The following is a 22218-nucleotide window of genomic DNA, read 5'->3' as shown; positions in this document are numbered from 1 at the left end:
GTGGTGAACAACTAAAGACTATAATGTATGGCAAGTAATCCGTGAGAGATATTTAAACGACGGAAAAGCAATTATCGGGTGTGGCCCAATGGTCGCACCTAAACGGCATAGAGCTCGCTTGCGAGCGCATATTGAAGAGGGAACAAAACGTGAACGCTTACAAAAAATTTCAACTGACCATATTCGCGGCCGTCATTGCTGCGACGTGTTCTTGGTCAAACGCTGAAGAGACGTCTCTTTTTGAAAGTCAAATTCTGAATGAATCATTAGCTTTCGCTCCCAAAAGCGTGGCGGGTATTGATGCCGAGGTGGATCTTATTATTAAAGGTCCCGAGGGTTTCTACTTGCGCAAAAGCTTCCAGTCTGGAATGCCGGTAGAGTTCGTTCCGGCCGTTATGGTCGAAGGCGGAATGCCCGATGGTACCTATCGCTACGAGTTGCAGGTTATGGGAATTTACGGAGTCACTCGCGATCGTAACAGTGACCAACCTGTAGACTCGCAGCCGTTGCAGGGCCACTCGGGCACATTCTCGGTTGTAGGTGGCCAGATTGTTAACCCGAACGTCGAAGAGTCACCCTACAAGCCAGCAGGTTTCCGGGCCTCCAAAGTGGCAGTTACGGAAACGATCGAATTAGACGTTACCGCAGAACAGACATTTGTCCAAGATGTCGAAATCCAAGGCAGCTTGTGTGTTGGGACTGACTGTACCAGTAGCGAGAACTTTGGCTTCGATACCCTCAGGTTAAAGGAAAATAATCTTAGGATTAAGTTCGACGATACCAGTACCTCGGCAAGCTTTCCGAATCACGATTGGCAGCTGACAGCGAACGACAGCGGCAATGGAGGCGCGAACAAGTTCTCGATCGATAACATAACCACTGGAAAAACCCCGCTCACAGTTGTTGGAAACGCGCCCACTAACTCGCTGTACATAAGCGACGCGGGCAACATTGGCATGGGTACCAGCACCCCGGTGGTGCAAGCTCATATGAGGGACGGCAACACGCCGGCCCTGCGCCTGGAGCAGGACGGCAGCTCGGGCTTTACCCCGCAATCCTGGGATGTGGCGGGTAATGAAACCAATTTCTTTATCCGGGATGTGACTAATGGTAGTAAACTGCCGTTCCGAATCAAGCCGAACGCACCCAATGACTCCATTTTTGTCGCGGCAGATGGTGATGTGGGTCTTGGAACGGATGGCCCTGATACGAAACTTCATGTCCGTGGGACGAGCGGATCGACGGCGGCAAAAATCGAAGAAGCCTCCGGAACGGTCGCTGATCGAACTTTATTGACCATGACGAACAATGGCGGCGGAAGAATCCATTTTGAAGATAATTCCGCCAACGACAACGACTGGGTGATTGCCACAACCGGTAGCGAATTAATTCGTTTCACCAAAGTCGGAAGCGGCGGAGCAGAGTTTGAACTCGACGGCGCAGGAAACATTACGATTACCGGGACACTGACTACAGCATCCAACGTGTATCCGGATTACGTATTCAAGGACGGTTACGCATTGATGCCCATCAGGGAAGTGGAAGCATTCATTCTCGAAAACGGCCATCTTCCGAACATTCGACCTGCCGACGAGATTATTCGGGACGGCCTTGACCTGACGGAAGGGCATGTAAAAATGATGGAGAAAGTGGAAGAGTTGACACTGTATACTATTGAGCAGCAAAAATTAATTGACGAGCTTCGTTCCCGTTTGGATGAGCTCGAAGATTCCTGAGCATTTCGAAATAGGAACCAACGAACCGGGAGGCCAGCGGGCCTCCCTTTTTTGTTCACAAAAAAATGTCAAATATTACCAACTACTGTGTTCTGGCGGATAAACCGAAATTCGCCGTTCAGGCGCTTATATGGGCCTGGCCTCTTATGGATCTTGCCGGCGTTTCACCCTCGCGCCTGATAGTACATACACCACCCGGCCGTTGCTCATAAATCACTTGGTCACTACGATCAATGGGCGTGCGTATTCAAAATGTAGATCCATTCCACCCAGATCACCCATACCGCAACAAGCTGACACAGCTTAAAACTCCAGAATTGACCAAAGCAGATTTTTGCATCCTTTGCGACACTGACACTGCCTTTGCTCAATCAGTCGAACCCCTCCTCTCGACCGCATCGGTACGTGCCAAGATCGTCGATCTCGCCAACCCACCGGTCGAAGTTTGGCACGATTTATTGGAGACAGCAGTATTGCCGTGCTCCTCTACTATTATTACAAGTTTCGGCGAACATCTACCACCTACCATTAACTGCAATGGCGGGCTATACACGATTCCGAACGACCACTTTCATGCGCTCCAGGAATCTTGGCCACGCTGGGCTCGCTGGTTGATAGAAAATCTCAATCTGATTCCGGAAGCTTACCAAAAACACATTGATTAAATGTCGTTTGGTCTTGCGGTGCATGAGTCGGGCATTTAGCTTGAACATCTGTCGCTAGCAGAAAACTATCCGATCCACTGCTCGGTCGGTGACAAACAAGGCGTCTCTCCAAAAGTGATTCACTACCATTCGCATGTAGACCCCAGCCACCGACTTAAGCCAGTTGACAACCCACTCGCCTTGATAAACCGGATGATTCATCAGAGCAGGAGCGAAAGTTTCGGTGTAGTCCCCAATATTAAACAGCCGTTAAAAGAAGAGGGTTATGCGGCCTGTAGTAGCTACCGTGGCGGGACACCTCCGATTGAGGTACTTGGCCGCTCATTGTTGTACTGCCATTACCACTAAGTCACTAGCTTTTCTGCCTGCTGTGTACATAACCATGTCATACATATCAAACTGAGCTAACGTGAATAGTATAAATTATCCTTGAAGTTGAATTCATGCTCAGTCTAATCCTGAACAATTACTAATGTATTTTAATTGGGCAGGGGGGGCGGCTTTATATTAATGTTTTCCCCGCCATGTGTTTTTGATTTGTTTCCACCAGTAATCGAGCTGAAACTTTTCTAAAACTTCCAGACGCAAATCCGGGTCATCGTAATAGGGCGCAAGCTGCTGCCGCCACTCACGTAATTTTTCCTCGCTTAGTGAGTGTTCATCCCACCCATCTACAATTGCTACAGGGAGCTGGCAATAGGCGTCATTGAGAGGTGATGACGCAATAATAGGAATTGCCCCATGTGCGATAGCTGTCCATGCTTTCGGGGAGGGGTCGATACGTCCTCCCTGAACACAGAGAACAAAAGCATGCTTTTCGATTAAGCTTAGAAAATCGGGTTCGCCCACTTCCTGGTCCACTATGGTCACCAGATCACAAAATTTCTCATTGCACAGTTTGGTGGCTTGGCGGCGAGTCTCGCACCGTGGACCGTGAATGTAAAAGTTGTCTTTTCCCTGTCGCCCATTATGTCACTTCCCCATGCCCCAAATGTAATTCTGTGTTTGTCTATCAGGACCAAGTTTTGTTGATTTGCCCAGAGCGCGCTCATGAGTGGTCTGCCAGTGGCGAGGGCAGCGCTGATGAGGAGCGGTTTGTGCGTGACTCCAATGGCAATAAGCTGGTTGAGGGCGATACTGCGACTCTGTCTAAGGATTTGAAGGTAAAAGGCACTTCTGACGTTCTTAAGGTCGGGACTAAGGTAACAATAAAACGCATTGCCGATGGCGACCACAATATTGACTGCAAGCTCGCCAAAGGCGGCGATATGATGCTGAAAAGCGAGTTTGTAAAGAAAGCCTAATCGCTTTTGTTTTGGGCAATAAAAAACGGGGAGCACAAGCTCCCCGTTTTTTATTATCGCAATTCAGCGTCAGTCTTCAGACATCCGACCTCAGACGTCATAGGTCGTAGACGCCGTATCCCCACCGCGACCGGTCCAGTTGGTGTGGAAGAATTCACCGCGTGGTTTGTCCAGGCGCTCGTAGGTGTGGGCACCAAAGTAGTCGCGCTGCGCCTGCAGTAGGTTGGCGGGTAGGCGCTCGGTGCGATAACCGTCAAAGTAGTTCAGCGCTGCGGTCAGGCAGGGTACGGGTACGCCGCTGGTGATGGCGGTCGCTGCAACGTTACGCCAGCCTTGTTGGGCACTGGTGACAACGCCTTTGAAGTAGTCGTCCAGTAGCAGGTTGTTCAGCTCTGGATTCTTGTCGAATGCCGCTTTAATGTCTCCCAAAAAGGCCGAGCGAATAATACAGCCGCCGCGCCACATTAGGGCAATGCCGCCGTAGTTGAGGTTCCAGCCGAACTCTTTGGCTGCTTCGCGCATCAGGGTGTAGCCCTGAGCGTAGGAAACGATTTTGGCCGCCAGTACCGCTTGACGTAAATCTTCGATAAACGCGGCCTTGTCGCCGGTGAAAGATTTTTCCGGGCCGGTCAGTACTTTAGCGGCTTCGATGCGCTCACTTTTCAGCGCCGAGATGCAGCGGGCGAATACCGATTCGGCAATCAGAGTGAGAGGGACACCGAAGTCGAGGGCAACAACACCCGTCCACTTACCGGTACCTTTTTGGCCGGCGGTATCGAGGATTTTCTCAACCAGTGGTTCGCCGTCTTCGTCTTTAAACGCCATGATGTCGCGGCTGATTTCTACCAGGTAGGAATCCAGCTCGGTTTTGTTCCAGTCGGCGAACACTTGATGGATTTCATCGGCGCTCATGCCCAGCAGTTCTTTCATCAGCTGGTAGGCTTCACAAAGAAGCTGCATGTCACCGTATTCAATACCGTTGTGCACCATTTTTACAAAGTGGCCGGCGCCGTTTTCGCCTACCCAGTCGCAGCACGGTGAGCCGTCATCCACCTTGGCAGCGATGCCCTGGAAGATAGGTTTAACCGACTCCCAGGCTTCAGGGGCGCCGCCGGGCATGATAGATGGGCCTTTCAGTGCGCCTTCTTCACCGCCGGAAACACCAGCACCAATAAAGTGGATGCCTTTTTCGCGCAGATACTCGACACGACGATTGGTGTCGGGGAAGTGGGTGTTGCCACCGTCGATGATGATGTCACCTTGGTCCAGGTGCGGAATCAACTGCTCGATAAAAGCGTCTACAGGTGCGCCGGCCTTAACCATCAGCATAATTTTGCGTGGTTTTTCCAGCGATGCCACCAGCTCTTCAATCGATTCGGCGCCGCGAATGTTTTTGCCTTTCGCGCGACCTTCAATAAAGTTGGTTACCTTTTCCACGGAGCGGTTATACGCCGTTACCGTGAAGCCTTTGCTTTCCATATTGAGGATAAGGTTCTCACCCATCACGGCGAGACCGACCAAACCGATATCAGACAGTGTTTTCATAGCGAACCGTACTTTTTCATTAATTTGCGGGAGCGTGTAACCGGTTATCACCACCTAAAACTATTGGGCAAGGGCGGTGCCCGGCTCTCAGAGGGCGGCAATTGTACCTTAACGCGGATCATTTTGCTTGCCGCTCATTAATTTTTATTGGCTATGTCGGCAATAGAATTTGCTAACGTGAGTTAGCTTATCGATCCGTTTGGGGGGCTTTTATTTTACGTTTGCGGCGTCTGGCGGGTGAGGCTTGTTGGTCCAAGGCCCATTGAATGTGCTCATCCACCACGGCGCTGTATGCGCCCAGGCGGTCGCGCAGGGCTTGTTCAACATCGGGCGATGAGGGCGCATTGCCAAGGCCAATGGCCAGGTTCCGCAGCCAGCGCTCGTAGCCAATACGGCGTATGGCGGAGCCTTCGGTGTTGGTTAAAAACGTGGCCTCGTCCCAGAGAAAGAGCGTTAGCAAGTCGGTGTTGTTGAGGCCGTGGCGGGGTAAAAAGTCGGTTTCGCAGGTAGGTTTCGCGTATTTGTTCCAAGGGCATATGGCCTGGCAGTCGTCGCAGCCAAATACCCGATTGCCCATCGGCTCGCGAAATTCCTCCGGGATGCTGCCCTTGTGTTCGATGGTTAAATACGAAATGCAGCGCCGGGCGTCCAGCGTGTAGGGCGCGGGGAACGCATCGGTTGGGCAAACCTTAAGGCACGCGGTGCAGTCGCCGCAGCGGTTGGGTTGCTCGGTCGCGTCGACTGGCAAGGGTAAATAGGTAAACAGCTCGCCCAGAAAAAACCAGCTGCCGGCCTCGCTGTTGAGGATCAGCGTGTGCTTACCTGTCCAGCCGAGCCCGGCTTTATCCGCCAGTGGCCTTTCCAGTACCGGTGCGCTGTCAACGAAGGCGCGGTTCTGCCGCTCATCTGTTGGCTTAAGCTCCACAGGCAGGGCCGCTTCGATTTTTTTGCCCAGCTGCGCCAAACGTTTGCGGATCAGTTTGTGGTAATCGCGTCCCAGTGCGTAACGCGATATGTAGGCTTTATCTGGGCTTTTCAGCACCTTGATTTGCTCGGTATCGCCGGGCAAATAGTCCATGCGCACACATATCACCCGCGCGGTACCGGGCACCAATTCGGCGGGGCGCGAGCGTTTATTGCCGTGGTCGGCCATCCAGCTCATTTGGCCGTGGTAGCCGCGCTCCAGCCATTCTTGTAGGGCCGGCTCGTGAGCCGATAGGTCGGCATCGGTAATGCCTACCTGCTGAAACCCCAGCTCACGGCCCCAGCGTTTTATGTCTGCGGCGAGTTGTGTGAAATCAAATTCGGTCAAACGGCGCCCTTGCTTTGTCGCAGTGGTGAGTTAAGTTTATCGGTCCGGTAGGTTTAACGTGGTTAAGCCCCTATAATAGCGACCAGATTATACCGAGTTTGCCTCCATTACCGAGAATTTACCGAGAGTTTGTATGATTGCCAATCAGCTTTATACCGCCGCCGATGTTCGCGCGCTCGATGCCGCCTTTATCGAATCCGGCGTGCCCGCTACACAGTTGATGAAGCGCGCGGGTCGCGCCGCTTTTGAAGCAATGCTAGCGCGCTTTGGTGAGCCCGAAGAAATAACCATTTACTGTGGTGCCGGCAACAATGCCGGCGATGGTTTTGTGGTGGCGGCATTGGCTGCGGCCAGGCGTACTCCGGTAACCGTTATTGTTGTGGGGGATGTGGAAAAGCTTAGCCCCGAGGCGAGTGCGGCCTATCAATACGCGCGCCAGGAGGGCGTGATTATGATGCCGCCGGGGCCCGCGCCGGCGGCCGGGCTTATCGTCGACGCTCTATTGGGCACCGGGCTTAGCGGTAATGTGCGCCCGGAGTATCAACGCGCCATTGAGCAAGTTAACGCCAGTGGCTTACCGGTAGTGGCGCTTGATGTTCCCTCGGGTCTTGTTGCCGATACGGGTGATGTGGCCGGTGTGGCCATCAAAGCGGTATTAACCATTACCTTTATTGGTGTGAAGCGCGGGTTGGTAACCGGTCGTGGCGCTGCCCTGTGTGGTGAGCTGGTATTCGAAGACTTGGGCGCACCCGAGTCGATCTATCAATCACGTCATCCTGCTGCGGTGAAGGCCGATTACGCCGCATTGCGTGCCGCGCTCCCTCCTCGCGAAGCCGACGCCCACAAAGGCTGCTTTGGTCATGTGATGGTCATTGGCGGCGATACCGGGCGCGGAGGCGCCGCGATTATGGCGGCAGAAGCGGCAGCGCGCAGCGGCGCTGGGCTGGTAAGCCTGGCCACCCGCCCTGAGCATGTCTGCGCTGCGCTGGCGCGCCGCCCGGAGGTCATGACCTGTGGCGTTATTTCCGGTCAGGAGTTAGAGCCTTGGCTGGCGCGCCCGAGCGTGCTGGTCGTCGGCCCGGGGCTGGGGGAATCGCCTTGGTCTGAGCAGATGTTGCAGCAGGCGCTGGCTACTGATTTGCCCCTTATTTTGGATGCGGATGCGCTCAATCTAATTGCCAAGGGGCGGCTTTGGACCGCTGGCAAAACACGCGATAACTGGATTTTGACCCCGCACCCGGGTGAGGCGGCCACGCTGTTGGGTGAAACTACGGCTTTTATTGGGCGCGATCGGTATGCCGCGATAGCCGACCTGCAAGGCCGCTACGGTGGTGTCGTGGTGTTAAAAGGGGCCGGTTCACTGGTGGCAAGCGAAGGCGCGCCTGTATCTGTTGTGACCGCAGGAAACCCTGGTATGGCTTCTGGCGGTATGGGGGATGTGCTTAGTGGGGTATTAGGCGCTTTGGTGGCGCAGGGGGTGGAGTTGTCGGCCGCTGCAGGGCTGGGGGTGAGTTTGCACGCCCATGCCGCCGATCTCGCTGCCGAAGAGCGCGGTCAACAAAGCATGTTGGCAACCGATCTGCTCGATTATATCGGGGTTCTGTTGAGTGACTGAGTGGTCTTGTTATCTGGCCGATGAATCGGCAACCGTGGCCGCCGGTAAAGCGCTGGGGCAGGTGCTTGCGGAGTGCGCAGATGGGCTATCACTGCATCTGGCGGGTGATCTTGGCGCCGGTAAAACGACGTTCACCCGTGGTGTGCTGAACAGTTTTGGTCATTCAGGCGCGGTTAAGAGTCCAACCTATACGCTGGTGGAAGAATACCAATTGCCCACGCGAACATTGCACCACTTTGACTTGTATCGACTGGGCGACCCGGAAGAATTAGAGTACATGGGCATTCGCGACTATTTTACGGCGGCTGACATTTGCTTGATTGAGTGGCCGGTTCGGGGCGAGGGCGTCCTGCCTCCGGCCGATGTCTTAATAACACTTAAGGTGCAAGAACCGGGTCGAATTGTTAAGCTAGAGTCAGGAACTGAGCGCGGTTCGCGTCTTGTTCAGCAATTAGCTCAGCTAGCTATGAGGGCTCCCCAATTCGAGCAACAACAAGACTGAGTATGACCAACGCCGGACGAACTCAAAACTCGCGGTTACTGCGCAACTTGCTGTGCGTTGTCGTCGCTATTTCGCTTGCGATCGTGGCGAGTGCCGAGGCCGCTACCCGGGTTGACGGTGTCAGGGTGTGGCGCGCGCCCGATCATACTCGCCTGGTGTTTGATTTGTCTGCCCCTGCCGAGCACTCCCTATTCACGCTCGAAAATCCAAGGCGTGTCGTTATTGATGTCAGCCAGGCTACGTTTAATGCCAGCCTCGATAAGTTGAATCTATCCGAGACCCCTATTAAAGGCATCCGACACGCGCCGCGCAATGGCAGCGACTTAAGAGTGGTGTTGGATTTATCCTTCGACGTTAAACCCAAAAGTTTCTTCCTTAAAAGTCAGGCCGGCGCCGCCGATCGGTTGGTGGTGGATCTGAACGATTTACAACCCAGGCCCGAGCAGGGGCCGCCGCCGGTCAGTGTGCCTGAGCCCGCCTCTAGCAAACGCGATATTATTGTGGCCATCGACGCCGGTCATGGCGGCGAAGATCCGGGTGCCCTGGGTCCCAATCGTCTGCAGGAAAAAGACGTTGTATTCAAAATAGCCAAGTCCCTGGCGGATAAACTGAACCGCGAGCCCGGCTATACCGCCAAGCTTGTGCGCACCGGCGATTACTACATACCGTTGCGCGAGCGTCGCAACATCGCCCGCAAAATGCAGGCGGACCTGTTTATGTCTATTCATGCCGACGCTTTTACCAAACCTTCGGCACGCGGCGCTTCAGTGTTCGCTTTATCGCGCCGCGGTGCCACCAGTGAAATGGCGCGCTTCTTAGCCCAGCGGGAAAACGAGTCGGATCTTATCGGCGGTGTCGGCAGTGTAAGTCTGGAAGACAAAGACGAAGTGTTGGCTGGTGTACTGGTGGATTTGTCGATGACGGCAACCCTGGGGGCCAGCTTGCAAGTGGGTGATTTTGTTCTTAAATCGATGGGGCGGGTAGCGCACTTACATAAGCATCAGGTTGAACAGGCCGGTTTTGCCGTATTGAAATCACCTGACGTACCTTCGATTTTGGTGGAAACCGGATTTATCTCCAACCCCGGTGAAGCAAAGAATCTGGCCAGCTCCAGCTACCGCAGCAAACTGGCGGGGCAGCTGTTGGCCGGGGTAAAACAATATTTCCACCAGTACCCCCCCGCGGGTACGTACATCTCCTGGCAAAAATCAGGTGGTGGTTCCGGTGTTATGGAGTACACAATTTCCAGTGGCGATACCTTGAGCGGCATCGCCCAGCGCTTTAATATTTCGGTTAACCAATTGCAGCAGTTTAATGGACTCAATGGCCACGTTATTAAAGTGGGTCAAGTGCTGCGAATTCCCCCGACTACTTAAGTTGTAAACACTCTACATGTCCAAAATTAAGCTGTTAAGTCCTCGCCTTGCCAACCAAATTGCCGCCGGTGAGGTGGTAGAGCGCCCCTCGTCCGTCGTCAAAGAGCTGCTTGAGAACAGCCTTGATGCCGGCGCCACTCGTCTTGATGTTGAGGTGGAGGACGGTGGTGTTAAATTAATGCGGGTGCGCGATAACGGCTCGGGAATCGATAAAGAAGACTTGGCGATGGCCCTGTCACGCCACGCCACCAGCAAAATTACCGATCTGGATGATTTGGAAGCGGTGGCGACCCTGGGGTTTCGCGGTGAAGCTCTGGCGAGTATTAGCTCGGTGGCGCGTTTGGCCTTGACCAGCGCTACCGATGAGACCGGTTCCGGTTGGCAGGTCACTGCCGAAGGGCGGGATATGGAAACGGAGTTGGCGCCGGCACCCCACCCGCAAGGGGCCACTGTCGAGGTGCGCGATCTGTTCTTTAACACCCCGGCCAGGCGCAAGTTTCTGCGCACGGAAAAAACCGAGTACAACCACTTAGAGGATGTGGTCAAGCGTTTGGCGCTGTCACGCTATGACGTTAGCTTTACCCTGCGCCACAACGGTCGCGCTATTCACAATTGGCGCGGTGGCGCGAGCCAATCTGAGCGCGAACGACGTGTCGCTCAGGTATGTGGGCCAGCGTTTATGGATAACGCTGTGCATTTGGATATTGAACGCTCAGGGCTGCGTTTGTGGGGGTGGGTGGCGCTGCCAACGTTTTCCCGTTCGCAGGCAGACTTGCAACACTTTTACGTGAACGGCCGCGCGATTCGCGACAAGCTTGTTTCCCACGCGGTGCGCCAGGCCTATCAGGATGTGCTCTATCACGGTCGTCACCCTGCGTTTGTCCTCTACCTGGAAGTTGATCCGGCGACGGTCGACGTCAACGTGCACCCCACCAAGCACGAAGTGCGTTTTCGCGATGGCCGCACCGTGCACAATTTTATTTTTAGCTCCTTGCATCACGCGCTGGCGGAGGTATCGCCGGAGGATCGGCTGGCTCGCACTGAGCAGGAGTCAGCCCGACCGAGCGTAGACTCCACCGGGCAGATGTCCCGGCAAAGCCCGATGGCTTTTAGCGCCGAGCGCCCAGCGGGCAACTGGCGCGACAATTATTTTCCCGCCGCAATGCAGTCGGCTGGCGCCGATGCGGCTGTAGCCGAGCGCCCGTCTGGCAGTGCAGGGGTTGGCGAGCAGAGTGTGGGTTACGCCGCCGGAGCAGTTCAGGCGCCGTCGTTAGACTCAATGAGCGCGGTCGAAGGGGAAATTCCCCCGCTGGGTTTTGCCATTGCTCAGCTCAAGGGTATTTATATTCTGGCTGAAAATGCGCAGGGGCTCATCATTGTCGATATGCATGCGGCGCATGAACGTATCACCTACGAGCGGATGAAAGCCGCCTTTGCCGGAGGAGCCATTCAGGCCCAGCCGCTGCTCGTGCCCGCGACTTTGGCGGTGAGTGAGAAGGAGGCCGGTTGCGCCGAAGAGCACCCCGATACCTTTGCCGCTTTAGGCTTTGAGATACAGCGAGCCGGTCCGGAGTCGTTGTTGATACGGCAGATTCCGTCGATATTACACGGCGCCAAGGTCGATCAGTTGGTGCGCGATGTGCTCAGTGATTTGATTGAGCACGGCGCCAGCGAACGTTTGGCCCACCACGTGAACGAGGTACTCTCCACCATGGCCTGTCACGGCTCGGTGCGCGCCAACCGCAAACTCACCATCGCGGAAATGAATGCATTGTTGCGCGACATGGAGGCCACGGAGCGCAGCGGCCAGTGCAACCACGGCCGCCCGACCTGGACACTGCAATCACTGGATGAGCTGGACAAACTCTTTATGCGCGGCCAGTAGGTTGAAAGTGAGTACTGACAAACCGCAAGTAATCATGCTGATGGGGCCCACCGCCTCAGGTAAAACTGATCTGGCCTCTGAGTTGTATCAGCGCCTGCCGGTGGAGTTGGTCAGTGTCGATTCCACCTTGGTGTATCGGGGCATGGACATCGGTACCGCCAAGCCGACCGCCGCAGAGTTGGCTCGCGCTCCGCACCGGCTGATCGATATTCGCGATCCGGCCGACCCATATTCGGCGGCCGATTTCGTTGCCGACGCCGAGCGAGAGATTGCCTGTATTCATGCCAGTGGTCGCACTCCGCTGCTGGTGGGCGGCACTATGCTGTACTTTAAAGCCCTGCTCGATGGTCTGGCCGAGATGCCGCCGGCCGATGCCGAGGTGCGCGCTCAGATCGAATCCGATGCCGCCGAACTGGGCTGGCCCGCCATTCATAAGCGCTTGGCCGAGGTCGACCCCGAATGTGCGGCCGACATCCATCCCAATCACTCCCAGCGACTCTCGCGTGCGCTTGAGGTGTACTTGTCCAGCGGTGAAACAATGACCGAGCTGCGCCGGCGCCAGCACGCCGAGCGTGGCCCGGCGTTTAACGAGCGCTTTCACGTCAGTCAGCTGGCTATAGCGCCACGTGATCGCAAGGTGCTGCACCAGCGTATAGAAACACGGTTTGCCAAAATGCTGGAGGCAGGATTGGTGGAAGAGGTGGCCAGATTGTACAACCGGGGCGACCTTAGCGAGGATCTACCCGCTATTCGCGCAGTGGGCTATCGCCAGGTCTGGGATCACCTGGCCGGACGCCTGAGTTTGGACGAATCGGTAGAGCGCGGCGTGATTGCCACCCGTCAGTTGGCCAAGCGTCAGTTCACTTGGTTGAAGGGTTGGGAGGGGTTAAATTGGGTATTTACACAAAATAACGCCGGTAAGTCGCTATCTTTGCAAGAAATTGTACGATTTAGCTTGAATTCTCTACCATCGGGGGCCATATAATATCAATGTGGAATCCCTAGTCAGTATTTCATGCTTGTCATCGCCCCCTTTCAGGCGGACTTATGTAACCGAATTTGAAAGACTTAGGCGTACTATTATTATCTAAAGGAGAACAAAGATGTCAAAAGGGCATAGCTTACAAGACCCTTACTTGAACGTGCTGCGTAAAGAGCGTGTTCCGGTATCCATTTACCTGGTAAATGGGATTAAGCTGCAAGGCCAGGTCGAGTCATTTGACCAGTTTGTTGTATTACTCAAAAACACTGTCAGTCAAATGGTTTATAAACACGCCATTTCTACAGTAGTACCTTCTCGCGCTGTTCGTGTGCCCCTTCTTAACCCCGCTGCTGAAGGCGAAGGTGAAGGAGATGAAGGGCAGGGCGAATAAAAACTAAGAGGTAAGTCATTGTTTTTTGATCGTCCCGATTCAGGTGAGCTGGCGGTGCTGGTTCACCTGGATATTTCCAGTGGCCAAGAGCCTGAAGACCCCCGCGAATTCGAAGAATTAGTCCTTTCTGCCGGCGGTGACCCTGTTGCCATGGTGTTCGGTTCCCGCGATACCCCTCATGCTAAGTATTTTGTCGGTACCGGCAAATTGCAGGAATTGCAGGAGTTGGTGGAAGAGCACCGCGCCGAACTGGTGATATTTAACCACACCCTGAGCCCATCGCAGGAGCGTAACCTTGAGCATGCCTTAAAGTGCCGTGTGCTTGACCGAACCGGTCTGATTTTAGATATCTTTGCCCAGCGCGCCCGCACCTTTGAAGGTAAGCTGCAGGTTGAGTTGGCGCAACTGCGCCATATGTCGACCCGACTGGTGCGAGGCTGGACTCACCTGGAGCGGCAAAAAGGCGGTATTGGCCTGCGCGGCCCGGGTGAGACTCAGCTGGAAACCGACCGTCGCCTGTTGCGTGGTAGAATTACCAGTATCGAGCGCCGCCTGCAAAAAGTGCGCACACAACGCGAACAGGGACGCCGCTCGCGCCAGCGGGCATCCATTCCAACGGTATCCCTGGTGGGCTATACCAACGCGGGCAAGTCGACGTTGTTTAATCAAATAACCGGCGAAGATGTGTACGCTCAGGATCAATTATTTGCCACGCTGGATCCGACCATGCGGCGTGTCGAGCTCGATGACATCGGTGCCACCATTCTGGCCGATACCGTGGGATTCATCAGTCACCTGCCACACAAATTGGTAGAGGCGTTCCGGGCCACCCTGGAGGAAGCCACGAATTCCAGCTTGCTGCTGCACGTCATTGATGCCGCAGCCGATGAGCGCATGCACTATATAGAGCAAGTTGAAGAAGTGCTCGATGAAATCGGCGCCGGCGAGTTACCCCAGTTGCGGGTCTTTAACAAAATCGATTTGCTCAATATGGAACCGCGTATTGATCGGGACGATGACGGTAATCCGATTGCCGTATGGTTATCGGCGCAAACGGGTGTTGGCATTGAGCTTCTGTTCGAGGCTATTACCGAATTGCTCGGTGAGGAAATGATCGAAGGCGATCTTATTCTCGCACCCACCGAGGGGCGTTTGCGCGCCAAGCTCTTTGAACAGCATGCCGTGGCCGAGGAGGCCTACCGCGAGGATGGCTGCAGTAGGTTGTCGGTGCGTATACCGCAAAGTGACCTAAAGCGCATATTGAGTTCGGTGGACATGAAATTTGATCAATTGCGCTGGGATGGCGAGGCGCCTGAAGAACATCAAATCGCACAAAACTTTTAGCGTACCTGCTGCGGGTGCTAGAATCCGCGACGGAATTTCGGGAACGGGCAATGCGCCCATTCCCCCACATTATAAATTGGAGACAACCTATGGCCTGGAATGAACCGGGAGGCGGGGATAAAGACCCTTGGGGTAATCGTGGTGGTAATAACGATGGCCCGCCAGACCTCGACGAAGCACTGAAAAAACTTCAGGAAAAGCTCGGCGGCATTTTTGGTGGAAAGTCAGGTGGCAGTGGTAATGGCGGCTCCAGCAAAGGCCTGGGCGGCTTGCTGATTGGTGCCATTGTGATTGCATCGATTTTTTACGTCATTTCTGGTGTTTACCAGGTGGACGAGAAAGAGCGTGCTGTTGTGCTGCAGTTTGGTGCCTTTAGTGAAATCAAACAGCCAGGTTTGCGCTGGAATGCGCCTCTTATCACCGAGGTGTTTGTTGAGAACGTAACAGAAGAGCGTCAATACCCGAGTCGCGGTCTGATGTTGACCGAAGACGAGAGTATTGTTGAGCTGCCCATTACCGTGCAGTACAACGTCAGCGATGTAAAAGCTTACGTGTTGAATGTGCGCGACCCGGAAGTCAGCTTGCGTCATGCGGCCGACTCGGCCCTGCGTCATGTGGTTGGCTCTACGGAGTTGGAGCAGGTGTTGTCCGAAGGTCGTGGCAAAATCGCCGAAGAAGTTGAAGATCGTCTGCAGCAGTATCTGGACAGTTACGGCACCGGCATTATGGTGCGCGACGTAAACATTCAGGAAGGCCGCCCACCGGAAGAGGTGCGGGCAGCGTTCGATGACGTGATTAAAGCAAAAGAAGACGAAGAGCGTCTGAAGAACGAGGCTCAGGCTTACGCTAATGCTGTGGTTCCTGCCGCGCGTGGTACCTCTCAGCGCATGCTGGAAGAAGCCGAAGCGTACAAGGCCGAAGTTGTTAGTCGCGCCGAGGGTGAAACCGAACGTTTCCTCAATCTACTCGCCGAGTACCAAAAGGCCCCCGAAGTGACTCGCCAGCGTTTGTACATCGAGTCGATGGAAGAGGTAATGAGCAAGTCGTCGAAGGTAATGGTGGATGTCGAAGGTGGCAACAATATGATGTATCTGCCCATCGATAAACTGATGGAAAGCAACAGCGCGAGCCAGGGCGGTCGTGGCAACGCCACTCTGACCCAAGAGCAGTTGCGTCAAATCAGTGACTACGTGGCTCGCCAACTTGGCCGCACCAATACCACCTACCGGGAGGGCCGCTAATGTCTAATCGATCCTTTTTGGGGCTGATTGTCCTGGCGCTGGGCCTGTTTGTCGCGGCCAATAGTGTCTACATTGTCTCTGAGTACGAGCGCGCCGTGGTTTTACGTTTCGGTAAATTGATTAACCCAGACGTCGAGCCCGGCCTGCACGTAAAAATCCCGCTCGCGGATAAATTGCGCAAGTTTGATGGTCGGATTCTGACCACCGATGCGCGCCCGGAGAGCTACTACACCATCGAGAATAAGCGTCTGATTGTAGACTCTTACTCGAAATGGCGTATTCAGGATGTGCAGAAGTACTACAAAGCTACTGGTGGCGATGAAGCTGTAGCCGCTAACCTTCTGGCCAGCCGTGTTGCCAACGCACTGCGAGATCAGGTTGGTGGTCGCACCTTACATGAGGTGGTATCCGGTAAGCGCGATGAGCTCATGCACGAGCTGACGCTGGAATTAAATGGCGTTGCTAACGAGCTTCTCGGTATCGAGGTATTGGACATCCGTGTTAAGCGTATTGATTTACCCGAAGATGTTAGTCAGTCGGTGTTTGACCGTATGGCTGCGGATCGGGAGAAAGAAGCGCGCGAATACCGCTCTAAAGGTGCCGAGCAGGCCGAAGTTATCCGCGCCGATGCCGACCGTCAGGTGGCCGTGCTGGAAGCGAATGCCTACCGCGATGCTGAGAAGGTGCGCGGTGAAGGTGATGCCACAGCGGCGGCGACGTTTGCCAATGCTTATGAGCAAGATCCGAACTTCTACGCCTTTGTGCGCTCTCTGACCGCGTACAAAAAGTCGTTCGCCAACAAGGGTGACTTGATGGTGGTAGATCCGGACAGTGATTTCTTCCGCTACCTGAAAGACATCAACGGTAAAAAATAGGCGATTTTTCGCTCAACATTTGCCGCGCAAAAGTGGTAAAATCCCCCAGCCGGGCTAGTGTGTCCCGTCACTAATACTGTGAAAGCCACAGTATTAGTGACGGGGCACACCGAGGTCCGGTTTTTTTGTGTCACATCGACACCCAATCTGGCTTTGCCAGAGTGTTTCAACCGAAGACCCGAAACCGATAGAGTCTGCTATGACCTACGCCGACCGCTGGCTATTGCCCGACGGAATTGAAGAAATTTTGCCCGATGAGGCCCGCCCCATCGATTTGTTACGCCGCAGGTTAGTGGAGCTTTACCGCACCTGGGGCTATGACATGGTGATTCCCCCTTTGCTGGAATACACCGACTCATTGCTGATTGGCCTGGGCCGTGATGTGGATTTGCTCACCTTTAAGGTGACCGACCAATTAACCGGCCGTACCCTGGGGTTGCGCGCCGATATCACCCCGCAAACTGCCAGAATGGACGCTCACAGCTTTAAGCGTGAGGGCGCCAATCGCCTGTGCTATGCCGGTCATGTGGTGCATACTAAGCCGAAAAACCCACTGGCGACCCGCACACCAATTCAGGCGGGCGTAGAGTTCTATGGTGAATCGGGCCTTGCCGCCGATGTTGAAGTGGTCTCACTGCTTCTGGAGTCTCTGCGTGCAGCGGGCTTGCCTAAATTGCATATCGATTTGGGGCATGTGGGTATCTACAGTGCCTTGATTGCCAAGGCTGAAGTCAGTGAAGCGCAAAAAGACCTGTTTTTTGCCATGCTGCAACGCAAAGCCGTGGCCGAAATTGAAGCGTGGGTATCTGAAAACATTACCGATGCTGCGATTGCTAAAGTCTTACTGGCTTTGCCCGGGCTTGCTGGCGCGCGCGATATTCTCGATAAGGCACGTGATTTGTTTGCCGCCGTATCAAGCGAAGCGGTTAATGCTGTGGATGAACTCGCCTCCGTAGCCGAGGTGATTCAGACCCGCTACCCGGAAGCCGAGCTTTACTTTGATTTGGGTGAGCTGCGTGGCTATCACTACCTAACTGGCCTCGTATTTGCGGCCTTCGCGCCTGGCTATGGTAACCCTATCGCCAGCGGTGGCCGCTATGATCATATTGGTGAAGTGTTTGGGCGCAGTCGTCCGGCCACCGGCTTCGCGGTCGATATTACGGCACTGTCCAAACTTGGATTGCTGAGTGCTCCGCAGTCCGGCCTGGTCGGTTTTGTAGATGACGGTAGTGCCGAGCAGTGGCGTAAAGTCGCTGAGCTACGTGCGGCGGGTGAGCGCGTAGTCAGTGCAACCAGTCGGGAAGAATTTGCCGCACTTGGCTGTGACCAGGTGTTGGAGAAGCAGGGCGATACTTTTCAAGTATCATCACTGTAACCCTTTAAGTTTTCGTTAATTTAAGAGAGTAAGGCCAATCATGGGCAAGAATGTTGTGGTACTGGGCACCCAGTGGGGTGACGAAGGTAAGGGTAAAATCGTCGACCTGTTGACCGATCAGGTATCGTTGGTGTCGCGTTTCCAAGGCGGACACAACGCTGGTCACACTCTGGTGATCGACGGTAAAAAAACGGTACTGCATTTAATTCCATCAGGCGTGTTGCGCGAAGGGGTTACCTGCTTGATTGGCAACGGCGTTGTGTTGTCACCTGAAGCGCTGTTCACCGAAATTGCCGAACTCGAAGATGGTGGCGTACCGGTGCGCAAGCGTTTGCGTTTGTCGCCGGCTTGCCCCTTGATTTTGCCCTACCACATTGCCCTGGATCAAGCGCGTGAAATTAAGCGCGGCGCGGACAAAATTGGCACCACCGGGCGCGGTATTGGCCCCGCTTACGAAGACAAGGTCGCACGTCGTGGTTTGCGTTTGGGTGATTTGCTCGATCTGGAAAGCTTCGCCGGGAAATTGCGCGATGTGATGGAATATCATAATTTCGCTTTAACCGAGTACTACAAAGTTGAGCCCGTTAGCTTTGACGAAGTACTGGCGCAAGTGACGGCCTGGGCTGAAGAGCTCAAGCCGATGATCGCCGATGTGACCGAAATTCTGCATACTGCACGTGAGTCGGGCGAGAGTATTTTGTTTGAAGGTGCACAAGGCTCCTTGCTGGATATCGACCACGGTACCTACCCGTTTGTAACCAGCTCGAATACCACCGCAGGTGGTACCGCAACAGGTTCTGGTTTTGGCCCTCTGTATTTGGATTACGTTTTGGGTATTACCAAAGCGTATACCACGCGCGTTGGTTCTGGCCCTTTCCCAACCGAGCTTGGTTGTGAAGTGGGGCAGCACTTGGGCGAGAAAGGTCATGAATTTGGTGCGACCACAGGTCGCCAGCGTCGCTGCGGTTGGTTCGACGCCGTTGCCGTGCGCCACGCCAACCGTATTAACTCTGTTTCGGGCATGTGCCTGACCAAGCTGGACGTTCTGGATGGCCTGGAGACGGTTAAGATTTGTATCGGCTACCAAGATAAAGACGGCAACCCTATGCCGATTCCATTCGACGCCGATGGTTGGGATCGCGTAGACCCTATCTACGAAGAAATGCCAGGCTGGAGTGAGTCTACCTTTGGTATTCACAAGCTTGAAGATTTGCCGCAGAACGCGATTAATTATATTAAGCGTTTGGAAGAACTGCTGGCTACACCGGTTGATATTATTTCCACCGGCCCGGATCGCGTTGAGACAATCGTTCTACGTCATCCATTTGCGTAATAAACTTTAATGTGAGATAAAGAGATTCAAGCTTGAATCTCTTTAATTTAAAGCTGCTCAATGTATTGATGTATGACTAAAGTCGAGGAGGTCTTATGTCAAAAGAGAATAAAAGTGGAGCTGTAAAAGCTAAAGCGCATAAAAGAGATGCCAGTGAAGGTTCCGTTAAGCTACAAATGGACGGGTATCGAGGAGTAAAAATGGATCTTTCATCGTTAGGTAATAACCGGGCGGTTCAGCGTCAAGCTATGTACGTACAAAGGCTGCTAAAGGGTGAGGAGCCGTCGAAAGCATAAGATTTTAATGCTTAAACCCTCATTTCTATTTATTTTAATTCTATTGATCTCGGGCTATTTGTTTTGTTCGAGATCATCATTTCTTATATTTAAATTTAAAAAGTCTAGTGGCTATCACACCTTTCTAAGAAGTGTATCTTGTGGTCTAGTTTTATTTTTTATATCCATGCTTCTTTTTGGGGCAACACTTCCTCTGACATTGAAAGCTAGTTGGATATGGGATGCCGTTCAATATATATTTCCAGGCTTAAACTTGGAGACTTGGCAGTTTCGATTTTTTCTTATCTCAGTTGTCACTTTAAGCATCTCTTGGCTTGCCCCAACAACTATTGATCGCATTTTATCTTGGAAGACAGAAGTTGATCCTTTTCTTGCTCGGTTTAAAGACGAATCAATCACTGACTCCTTATCAGAGTTTTCATCTCTGTTCGTACGATCTGCTGAGTATGGATTACCAATAGCATTTACACTAAGTTCGGGCAAAGTTTATATAGGGTATCTGCCATATATAAATTTTGGTGAGGTGAATGATATTGAGCTGATTCCTTTGGTTAGCGGGTACAGAAAGGATAAAACTAAAAAGCTCGTGTACACGACGAATTATCATGCGGTTGTAGATGATTTAAGTAATATGAGCGGTAATACTGAAAGCTTGGATAAGTTTCTTATTGCTCTTCCGATAAGGGAAATTGTTCATGCTAATTTGCATGATTTTTCTTTTCGGGATACGTTTGATAAGCACGAAATTACATAGCTTTCCCTTCATTGCATACCTAGCAGGCTGTTGAAAACCCCATGCATGCTCAGCGTAGCGTGAAGCGTGCAGATGTCTTGTCTCGACGGACAGGGTGGTTCCCTTTGCTAGAGGCAAGGCGCAGCAGATGTGCGCTTCAGGCCAAGCCCTGCGGGGCTTTCAGGCTGGCCCGCACCCGTCGTTGCCCTTTTTCGATGGGTGGACACACACCTTCAAAAGGCCGCCTAGATTACGAGCCAGCCTGAAAGCCTGAGTACGCTTGGGGTTTTCAGCAGCCTGCTAGCCTCGCTGGTTGTCGGCTACAAGCGCTTTGTAGCGCTTGTAGGTGAAGATCATCATGCCAAGCAGTGTAATCACACCACCCACTGCCCAAAGTTTGCCTTGAAACAATCCGTAGAGTAGGTAGCGAACCTGATGCCCGCCATCGGTGAACGCCGTGATTGTACCCAACCCTTCAGCATCGAAACCCGAGGTCTGGCTCGCCAGATCGGTGTACAAAGGGGCCATCTCAGTGGCAATCAATAAGAACGTAACAACGATAGGAATACCCGCCAATACGGCGCGCAATACATTGCCCCGGAACATCAGCACGGACAGTGACATGACCGACAAAAGATTGGGCAGATCACCAATGGGCAGTACTTTGTTGCCCGGCAATATAAGCGCTATGCCGATGGCAATCGGCATTAGCAGCAGTCCCGTGACGATGACGGATTTGTGGCTCATCAAAAAGCCGGTATCCAGTGCAACCACTAGGTTTTTGCGCTTAGGAAAATATTTTTCGACTTGTGCTCGCAGCGACTCGGTGATTGGAATCATGGCCTCGCCAATCAGCCCGGCACTTTTCGGCAACAGAAACATCACGGCGGCTATGTGCACCGCCAGCTCCAGGCTGTTTTTTAATGAATAGTCGGCCGCCAATGCCAGCAACAGGCCAATCAAGATACCGATGACCATAGGCTCGCTAAGTATGGAAAGGATACTGGTACTGCTTTGATGATGATTTTGTTCGGCTTGGGTATCTGAGTCCGTGGCAGAGATTTTATCGGGGTTATAGTCGAGTCGATTGATTACCGGTATCCGGTCAAACAACCAGTTCATGCAGGCGGTATAGGGAACAATGCCGTTAACCGACACGGGTGAGGCGGACACGCCCTTGATGCCAATTTCCCGCTCGACATCCGGTGCCGTCCATTCGGTCAGCTTAAAGCAATAAATCGCCAGCAACGCGGTAGCACCGAGACCTAGCCAAAGGCTGCCCGAAGTGGCCATTACCAGTGCGCCGAGAAAGGCAAAGTGCCAGTAGTTCCAGATGTCGATATAAATAGTGCGCGTCAGCCCCAGGGCCAGAAGTGCGATATTGAGTAGCAAAATCATCGGAATAGAGAGGGCGGCCAGCGGAGATGCCCAGGTGATCGCAGCGAGCGGCGGCCAGCCTACATCCAGTATGTGATAGTCGAGCTGGTGGATGGCCACCAGTTGTTCTACGGCCGGTTTGATGTTGGCGACAAAGAAATCAAAGGCGATAAAAACGCCGGCAAAGCCCACGGCTAACTCGATGGTGCTGAGAATGGCCTTGCGCAAGGGAACACGCACCGCCAGAGCAATCAGAAAAATCACCACCGGTAACATTACATAGGCTTTAAAGCTGAAAAAGAGATCGAGGAAGTCGTTTATGGCGGTCATG

At 53.5% G+C, this 22218-nt stretch carries 20 protein-coding genes; 16 read left to right on the top strand and 4 right to left on the bottom strand.

The window, feature by feature from the left end; genetic code table 11:
* Positions 1 to 149: 149 nt before the first annotated feature.
* Together QWI17_RS15835 and QWI17_RS15830 are read left to right on the top strand one after the other, a co-directional pair.
* A complete protein-coding gene (locus QWI17_RS15835; protein WP_302723490.1) occupies positions 150 to 1736 on the top strand; it encodes a hypothetical protein in 1587 nt (528 codons plus the stop codon).
* 233 nt (positions 1737 to 1969) lie between these two features.
* Complete coding sequence (locus tag QWI17_RS15830; protein WP_302723489.1) at positions 1970 to 2401, top strand: hypothetical protein; 432 nt, start codon at positions 1970 to 1972, stop codon at positions 2399 to 2401.
* Positions 2402 to 2908: 507 nt separating this feature from the next.
* Here QWI17_RS15830 and QWI17_RS15825 read toward each other — a convergent pair.
* On the bottom strand, positions 2909 to 3262 hold the full coding sequence (locus QWI17_RS15825) for a hypothetical protein (protein ID WP_302723488.1): 354 nt from the start codon (positions 3260 to 3262) through the stop codon (positions 2909 to 2911).
* Positions 3263 to 3327: 65 nt separating this feature from the next.
* Here QWI17_RS15825 and QWI17_RS15820 point away from each other — a divergent pair, with 65 nt between their 5' ends.
* Positions 3328 to 3705 carry a zinc ribbon domain-containing protein YjdM gene (locus tag QWI17_RS15820; RefSeq protein ID WP_302723487.1) on the top strand — a complete coding sequence of 126 codons (378 nt, stop codon included), beginning with the start codon at positions 3328 to 3330 and terminating at the stop codon, positions 3703 to 3705.
* Between the two features lie 90 nt (positions 3706 to 3795).
* Here the strand turns inward: QWI17_RS15820 and gnd are convergent, their stop codons facing one another.
* Positions 3796 to 5250 (bottom strand): decarboxylating NADP(+)-dependent phosphogluconate dehydrogenase, encoded by a 1455-nt coding sequence (gene gnd, locus QWI17_RS15815; RefSeq protein ID WP_302723486.1) that lies wholly within the window; start codon positions 5248 to 5250, stop codon positions 3796 to 3798.
* 187 nt (positions 5251 to 5437) lie between these two features.
* On the bottom strand, positions 5438 to 6562 hold the full coding sequence (queG, locus tag QWI17_RS15810) for a tRNA epoxyqueuosine(34) reductase QueG (protein WP_302723485.1): 1125 nt from the start codon (positions 6560 to 6562) through the stop codon (positions 5438 to 5440).
* A 133-nt stretch (positions 6563 to 6695) separates the two neighbouring features.
* Between queG and QWI17_RS15805 the strand changes: the two genes are divergently transcribed.
* The 13 genes from QWI17_RS15805 to QWI17_RS15745 all read left to right on the top strand — a co-directional run bounded on the left by QWI17_RS15805 (position 6696) and on the right by QWI17_RS15745 (position 20531).
* The gene (locus QWI17_RS15805; protein ID WP_302723484.1) at positions 6696 to 8177 is read left to right on the top strand and encodes an NAD(P)H-hydrate dehydratase; all 1482 of its coding nucleotides are present in this window, start codon (positions 6696 to 6698) and stop codon (positions 8175 to 8177) included.
* Positions 8170 to 8679, top strand: a complete 510-nt coding sequence (gene tsaE, locus QWI17_RS15800; protein ID WP_302723483.1) for a tRNA (adenosine(37)-N6)-threonylcarbamoyltransferase complex ATPase subunit type 1 TsaE — start codon at positions 8170 to 8172, stop codon at positions 8677 to 8679. Before QWI17_RS15805 ends, tsaE begins: the two co-directional genes overlap by 8 nt.
* 2 nt (positions 8680 to 8681) lie before the next feature.
* Positions 8682 to 10055, top strand: coding sequence for an N-acetylmuramoyl-L-alanine amidase (locus tag QWI17_RS15795; protein WP_302723482.1), 1374 nt, complete (start codon positions 8682 to 8684; stop codon positions 10053 to 10055).
* A 16-nt stretch (positions 10056 to 10071) separates the two neighbouring features.
* Positions 10072 to 11940 carry a DNA mismatch repair endonuclease MutL gene (gene mutL / locus QWI17_RS15790; protein ID WP_302723481.1) on the top strand — a complete coding sequence of 623 codons (1869 nt, stop codon included), beginning with the start codon at positions 10072 to 10074 and terminating at the stop codon, positions 11938 to 11940.
* A gap of 34 nt (positions 11941 to 11974) precedes the next feature.
* Positions 11975 to 12925 carry a tRNA (adenosine(37)-N6)-dimethylallyltransferase MiaA gene (gene miaA, locus QWI17_RS15785; protein ID WP_302723622.1) on the top strand — a complete coding sequence of 317 codons (951 nt, stop codon included), beginning with the start codon at positions 11975 to 11977 and terminating at the stop codon, positions 12923 to 12925.
* Positions 12926 to 13043: 118 nt separating this feature from the next.
* Positions 13044 to 13313 carry an RNA chaperone Hfq gene (gene hfq, locus QWI17_RS15780; protein ID WP_302723480.1) on the top strand — a complete coding sequence of 90 codons (270 nt, stop codon included), beginning with the start codon at positions 13044 to 13046 and terminating at the stop codon, positions 13311 to 13313.
* Between the two features lie 18 nt (positions 13314 to 13331).
* Positions 13332 to 14657 (top strand): ribosome rescue GTPase HflX, encoded by a 1326-nt coding sequence (gene hflX, locus QWI17_RS15775; protein WP_302723479.1) that lies wholly within the window; start codon positions 13332 to 13334, stop codon positions 14655 to 14657.
* Positions 14658 to 14746: 89 nt separating this feature from the next.
* Complete coding sequence (gene hflK / locus QWI17_RS15770) at positions 14747 to 15898, top strand: FtsH protease activity modulator HflK (RefSeq protein ID WP_302723478.1); 1152 nt, start codon at positions 14747 to 14749, stop codon at positions 15896 to 15898.
* Positions 15898 to 16773 carry a protease modulator HflC gene (hflC, locus tag QWI17_RS15765; RefSeq protein WP_302723477.1) on the top strand — a complete coding sequence of 292 codons (876 nt, stop codon included), beginning with the start codon at positions 15898 to 15900 and terminating at the stop codon, positions 16771 to 16773. Before hflK ends, hflC begins: the two co-directional genes overlap by 1 nt.
* Positions 16774 to 16972: 199 nt before the next feature.
* The gene (locus tag QWI17_RS15760) at positions 16973 to 18148 is read left to right on the top strand and encodes an ATP phosphoribosyltransferase regulatory subunit (RefSeq protein WP_302723476.1); all 1176 of its coding nucleotides are present in this window, start codon (positions 16973 to 16975) and stop codon (positions 18146 to 18148) included.
* Between the two features lie 40 nt (positions 18149 to 18188).
* On the top strand, positions 18189 to 19481 hold the full coding sequence (locus QWI17_RS15755; protein ID WP_302723475.1) for an adenylosuccinate synthase: 1293 nt from the start codon (positions 18189 to 18191) through the stop codon (positions 19479 to 19481).
* Positions 19482 to 19576: 95 nt separating this feature from the next.
* Positions 19577 to 19777 carry a hypothetical protein gene (locus QWI17_RS15750; protein ID WP_302723474.1) on the top strand — a complete coding sequence of 67 codons (201 nt, stop codon included), beginning with the start codon at positions 19577 to 19579 and terminating at the stop codon, positions 19775 to 19777.
* Between the two features lie 253 nt (positions 19778 to 20030).
* Positions 20031 to 20531, top strand: coding sequence for a hypothetical protein (locus tag QWI17_RS15745; protein ID WP_302723473.1), 501 nt, complete (start codon positions 20031 to 20033; stop codon positions 20529 to 20531).
* A 279-nt stretch (positions 20532 to 20810) separates the two neighbouring features.
* Here QWI17_RS15745 and QWI17_RS15740 read toward each other — a convergent pair whose 3' ends face one another.
* Positions 20811 to 22217, bottom strand: a complete 1407-nt coding sequence (locus QWI17_RS15740) for a PTS transporter subunit IIC (RefSeq protein ID WP_302723472.1) — start codon at positions 22215 to 22217, stop codon at positions 20811 to 20813.
* Position 22218 lies beyond the last annotated feature (1 nt).

Source organism: Gilvimarinus gilvus, assembly GCF_030518155.1.
Taxonomy (GTDB): domain Bacteria; phylum Pseudomonadota; class Gammaproteobacteria; order Pseudomonadales; family Cellvibrionaceae; genus Gilvimarinus; species Gilvimarinus gilvus.
The sequence above is the reverse complement of the archived record's forward strand: the minus strand, read 5'-3'. Positions and strand labels throughout refer to the sequence as shown.

Coding starts and splice junctions, on each gene's coding strand:
- hflC (WP_302723477.1), top strand. CDS start 15,898: ATGTCTAATCGATCCTTTTTGGGGCTGATTGTCCTGGCGCTGGGCCTG.
- QWI17_RS15805 (WP_302723484.1), top strand. CDS start 6,696: ATGATTGCCAATCAGCTTTATACCGCCGCCGATGTTCGCGCGCTCGAT.
- QWI17_RS15795 (WP_302723482.1), top strand. CDS start 8,682: ATGACCAACGCCGGACGAACTCAAAACTCGCGGTTACTGCGCAACTTG.
- hflK (WP_302723478.1), top strand. CDS start 14,747: ATGGCCTGGAATGAACCGGGAGGCGGGGATAAAGACCCTTGGGGTAAT.
- QWI17_RS15740 (WP_302723472.1), bottom strand. CDS start 22,217: ATGACCGCCATAAACGACTTCCTCGATCTCTTTTTCAGCTTTAAAGCC.
- QWI17_RS15760 (WP_302723476.1), top strand. CDS start 16,973: ATGACCTACGCCGACCGCTGGCTATTGCCCGACGGAATTGAAGAAATT.
- mutL (WP_302723481.1), top strand. CDS start 10,072: ATGTCCAAAATTAAGCTGTTAAGTCCTCGCCTTGCCAACCAAATTGCC.
- QWI17_RS15755 (WP_302723475.1), top strand. CDS start 18,189: ATGGGCAAGAATGTTGTGGTACTGGGCACCCAGTGGGGTGACGAAGGT.
- gnd (WP_302723486.1), bottom strand. CDS start 5,250: ATGAAAACACTGTCTGATATCGGTTTGGTCGGTCTCGCCGTGATGGGT.
- hfq (WP_302723480.1), top strand. CDS start 13,044: ATGTCAAAAGGGCATAGCTTACAAGACCCTTACTTGAACGTGCTGCGT.
- QWI17_RS15830 (WP_302723489.1), top strand. CDS start 1,970: ATGGGCGTGCGTATTCAAAATGTAGATCCATTCCACCCAGATCACCCA.
- QWI17_RS15750 (WP_302723474.1), top strand. CDS start 19,577: ATGTCAAAAGAGAATAAAAGTGGAGCTGTAAAAGCTAAAGCGCATAAA.
- miaA (WP_302723622.1), top strand. CDS start 11,975: ATGCTGATGGGGCCCACCGCCTCAGGTAAAACTGATCTGGCCTCTGAG.